We start from the raw sequence: 4581 nt of genomic DNA, 5'->3' as shown, positions 1-4581 counted from the left end.
AGCGAAGGCCAGTTGGCACAGGGGCGCGATGATCGCCTGTCGGTACCAGTCAAGCTGGCCAGCCAGGTCAAACAGTTTGCCTTGGGCGACAGCGTCGCCTTTGCCATCTCGCAAGACGGCAGCCTGTGGGCTTGGGGCAGCAATCGCGACGGGCGCCTTGGCGATGGCGGCACCACGGCGCAGGCGGCGCCAGTAAAGATCGGCGATGGCTTCACCAGCGTCAGCACCGGCAATACTCAAAGCTTTGCCATCAAGGCCGATGGCAGCCTGTGGGCCTGGGGCGCCAATGATTTCGGCCAGCTCGGCCTTGGCGACACCAATAACCGCCTCAGCCCCAGCCTGGTCGGCAGCGGCTATCTGGCAGTGGCGGCCGGCGCCGAGCACACCCTGGCGCTGAAAACCGATGGCAGCCTGTGGGCCTGGGGGCGCAATCGCTATGGCCAGCTGGGCAATGGCTTGTTCGAGCAACGGTTCGGCACACAGGCCAATCCGACGCCGATCAAGATCGGCAGTGGATTCAGCGCCATCCTCGCCGGTTATCACCATTCGCTGGCACTGAAAAATGACGGCAGCCTCTGGGCCTGGGGCTGGAATGACTACGGCCAGGTGGGCGACGGCAGCACCGACAGCCGCGCCACGCCGGTACAGGTAGCCAGCAATATCGCCAGCCTGCAATCGGCCGGCATCAATAGCATGGTACTCGGCAAGGATGGCAAGACCTATGGCTGGGGCTATAACGGCGCGGCACGGCGTGGCTACAACATGCTGCTGGCCGGGGCCGACACCTTCAATATCACCCGGCCGCAGCCGATTGCCGGCGACTGGATCGCCGCCAGTGCCGGTAGCGCCCACGCTGCCTATCTACGCCGCGACGGCCTGATCTTTGCCGTGGGTTACCAGCAGTTCGGCCAGCTCGGAGATGGTGCTTATGACGATGTGCGCACCAGCCTCGCCAGCGTTCTGAATAGCGAGGTCAAGGGTCCCCTTGATCTGCTGCCCGACGTGCCCAACCAGGGCGGCAGTAGCGATGCGCCACCGGTATTGCTGCGCACGGTCCGCCAGACCAGTGGCTCGCAACTGGCGCTGGGACTGGAATTTCGCATACCAGCCCGCACACTGAGCGCCCCCCTGGCCGCAGCCAGCCGGCACGCGACAACGCGCAATGCGTTTTCCGTCACCGGCTACAGCGTCTTTGTGGCAGCCAGCCTGCCCGGCAGCAACCAGGTATTGACCTGGTGGAGCCTGCAGCCCAAAGCAAAATACCCCGACCTGACCTGGGACCACCTGCTGTTCCCCTTGTCCGCCTTTCTGGACAACCTGAGCGCCAGCGATGATGCCCTGATCACCACCGATATCATCAGCAATATCGATATCAATCTGCTGGCCGGTGCCAATCTGTATCTCGGCTACGGCCTCAGTGCCGATGAAATGCTGGCCAGTGGTCGCTATCGCACCTTCTTTACCGTACCCAAGTAAGGGGCGCGCTAGAATCGGCGGTTTTCTACTTTCAGGATTCCCGCATGAGCTATCCACAAGCCGCCCGAGGCCCGGTGTTGTATGACTTTCGCTCTGACACGGTAACCCGCCCCAACAACGCCATGCGCGCCGCCATGGCGGCGGCCGAGGTCGGGGATGATGTGTGGGGCGATGACCCGACGGTGATCCGCCTGCAGGCGGTCGCCGCCGAGTTGCTCGGCTTTGAGGCCGGCCTGTTCGTGCCGTCCGGCACGCAGAGCAATCTGATCGGCCTGATGTGCCATTGCCAGCGTGGCGATGAGTACCTGGTCGGCCAGGACGCCCATACCTACAAATACGAGGGCGGTGGCGCGGCGGTGCTGGGCAGCATTCAGCCGCAACCGATCGAAAACGCCAACGACGGCAGCCTGCCGATCGACAAGCTCAAGAAGGCGGTCAAGCCCGACGATGCCCATTTCGCCCGCACTCGCCTGTTGGCCCTGGAAAACACCATAGGCGGCAAGGTATTGCCTGCCGACTATGTGAAAGCCGCCACCGACTGGGCCCATGGCATCGGCCTTGCCACCCATCTGGACGGCGCCCGCATCTGGAATGCCGCCGTCGCCAGCGGCAAGACACCGGCCGACATCGCCGCCGGCTTTGATAGCGTATCGGTATGCCTGTCCAAGGGCCTGGGTGCGCCGGTTGGCTCGGTGCTGCTGGGCAGCCGCGACCTCATCGCGCAAGGCAAGCGCTGGCGCAAGATGCTCGGCGGCGGCATGCGCCAGGCCGGCATTGTGGCGGCCGCCGGCTTGTATGCGCTGGAGCACAATATTGCCCGCCTGGCCGATGACCACGCCAATGCCGCGCGGCTGGCGGCTGGCCTTGCCCAGCTGCCCGGCCTGACCGTCAGCAGCCAGACCAATATGGTGTTCGTGCAGGTCGAAACCAGCATCGCCACCGCATTCGCCACCCATCTGGCCGAGGCCGGCCTGTTGGTCAGCAGCATCGGTACTGCGCAGCGCTGGGTCACCCATCTGGACGTAGACACCGCCGCCGTCGATGCTGCCATCAGCATTGCCAGCCGTTTCTTCGCAGGCCGCGCATGAAGGCGATGATCCTGGCCGCCGGCCGCGGCGAGCGCATGCGCCCGCTGACCGATAGCACGCCGAAGCCCTTGCTGGATGTAGCCGGCACGCCGCTAATAGGCTGGCATCTGAAACGGTTGGTAGCCGCCGGCGTGCGCGAGGTGGTGATCAACCACGCCTGGCTGGGCGAGCAGATCGAAGCAGCTCTGGACGATGGCGCAGACTATGGCGTGCAGATTCGCTATTCCGCCGAAAACCCGGCACTGGAGACGGCCGGCGGCATTGCCAAGGCGCTGCCTTTGTTGGGGGAGGCGCCGTTTCTGGTGGTGAATGGTGACGTATACACCGATTACCCGTTCGCTGACCTGCTGAGGCGTGCAGCCTCCCTACCCAGCCTTACCGGCGGAGGCGCGCATCTGGTGCTGGTTCCCAAGCCCGATTACAAGACCGGCTTTGATCTGGCTTTGGCAAGCGACGACCGCGTGCAGCCCCATAGTACAGACCTCACGCCGCTGACTTTTTCCGGCATTGCCCTGTATTCGCCGGCCTTCGTCAAACCCATACCCAATGACCGCCCCGGCCCTTTATTGCCCTGGCTGCTGGATGGCATGGCCGCAGGGGTAGTCTCGGGGGAACGATTCGACGGTACTTGGCTGGATGTGGGTACGGTTGAGCGGCTGGATACGGCGCGGAAAATAGCGCACGGCTAAATCTCCGTGCTACTGGCTTCACTCTATGCGGTAGAAGCCCACTCAATTCGTCGTTGATCGATTCATGAAAAACAGCTACTTCCTATCGCCCCAAGAATTTGCCGCATTGTCGTCGCTCAATGGCGATGCGCGATTTGAACACTTTGTTAAGCGTGTTGCCGACCGACAAACTGTTTGGGGACTTCGAAATCCAGAGGGCTGGGTATCGGCAAGCGATGATGCAGGCAATGAGGGTTTTCCAGTTTGGCCACATCCAAATTACGCAACAGCGTGCGCCTCAAGCGAATGGACCGCACACTCTCCTGTAGCAATAGAAATAGAACTATTTGTAAGTGAATGGCTACCGAAAATGGAAGAACAAAACTTAAATGTCATTGTTTTTCCAACCACAGAACTTCGAGGAGTTCGCATTAGCGCCAGCGAACTTCGAAAAATCTTGGTTCAAGAGTTATCTCAATATGAGTGACTGCATGGCTGGCATTTCCTTCGAGAGAGAGGCTCGAACAGAACCTTGAATCATCATGCCGTAGCAGGATGCAATTGAAGCCAAATGCATTGCACCAAATGTGCAGCGTTGGCCTTATGCACCTTCGGCGCGGATGTTTAGGCGCGGGGGGCGCCCCGCATGCGCCCTACTTATTCTTGCTTCGCCAAGAAAAGTAGGCAAAAGAAGGCGACCCGACGGCCTCGCCGGCCTTTGGCCGGTTCCCTGTGCTCCTCGTAGCTGGCGCTGCGTGTATTCGACGACTGTGGTGGGCTGCGCCCGCCTTCGCGGCTGAAGCCGCTCCTACAAAACGCAAGGCGGCCATGGGCCGCCCTACGGCGCTTGATAACCTCCTGCACTTCCTACGGAGCGCCCCTCTGCCCTCGGTGGCGCCGAGCATCGCAGGCCAAGGCGGATGAAGGCGAGGGGTGTCTGAGGCCCGCAGGGCCGAGTTCCCGAGCCGCCGACTTGGTCGAGAAGCGCAGGGAACCCGGCGCAGCCGGGCGACACCGCGGGCGCGCCTTCTTTGCTGACTTTCTTGGCAAGACAAGAAAGTCAGGCGGCTGCGGGACGCAATCCCGCCCAAAATACTCGCGCCGCAGGCGCATAAAACCAAAGGTCCGGCTGAGGCGATACGCGCTTCATGCGAAGCGTATTGCGCCGAATGGACGATGTCGGTCTTATGCGCCTGCGGCGCAGATGTTTTGGTGCGGGGCCCGTCCCGCAGCCGGGGTACTTTCTTTTGCTTCGCCAAAAGAAAGTACCGAAAGAAAAGGCGACCCGACGGCCTCGCCCGGCTGCGCCGGGTTCCCTGCGCGATTCGCATTGCGGCCGTGGCCGAACT

At 62.1% G+C, this 4581-nt stretch carries 4 protein-coding genes; all 4 read left to right on the top strand.

The window, feature by feature from the left end; all coding sequences use genetic code 11:
• Window positions 1–1476, top strand: a 1476-nt coding sequence (locus ACE3OH_RS19745) for an RCC1 domain-containing protein (protein WP_374357202.1), incomplete at its 5' end; no start/stop codon positions are given.
• Between the two features lie 44 nt (window positions 1477–1520).
• A complete protein-coding gene (ltaE, locus tag ACE3OH_RS19740) occupies window positions 1521–2564 on the top strand; it encodes a low-specificity L-threonine aldolase (RefSeq protein ID WP_374357200.1) in 1044 nt (347 codons plus the stop codon).
• A complete protein-coding gene (gene murU / locus ACE3OH_RS19735) occupies window positions 2561–3253 on the top strand; it encodes an N-acetylmuramate alpha-1-phosphate uridylyltransferase MurU (RefSeq protein ID WP_374357198.1) in 693 nt (230 codons plus the stop codon). The genes ltaE and murU overlap by 4 nt, the downstream gene beginning before the upstream one ends.
• A 64-nt stretch (window positions 3254–3317) precedes the next feature.
• Window positions 3318–3719: a DUF2750 domain-containing protein gene (locus ACE3OH_RS19730; RefSeq protein WP_374357196.1), complete on the top strand. Its 402-nt coding sequence runs from the start codon at window positions 3318–3320 to the stop codon at window positions 3717–3719.
• Window positions 3720–4581: the final 862 nt, after the last annotated feature.

The organism is Chitinimonas sp. (assembly GCF_041904975.1).
Lineage (GTDB): Bacteria > Pseudomonadota > Gammaproteobacteria > Burkholderiales > Chitinimonadaceae > Chitinimonas.
The sequence above is the reverse complement of the archived record's forward strand: the minus strand, read 5'-3'. Positions and strand labels throughout refer to the sequence as shown.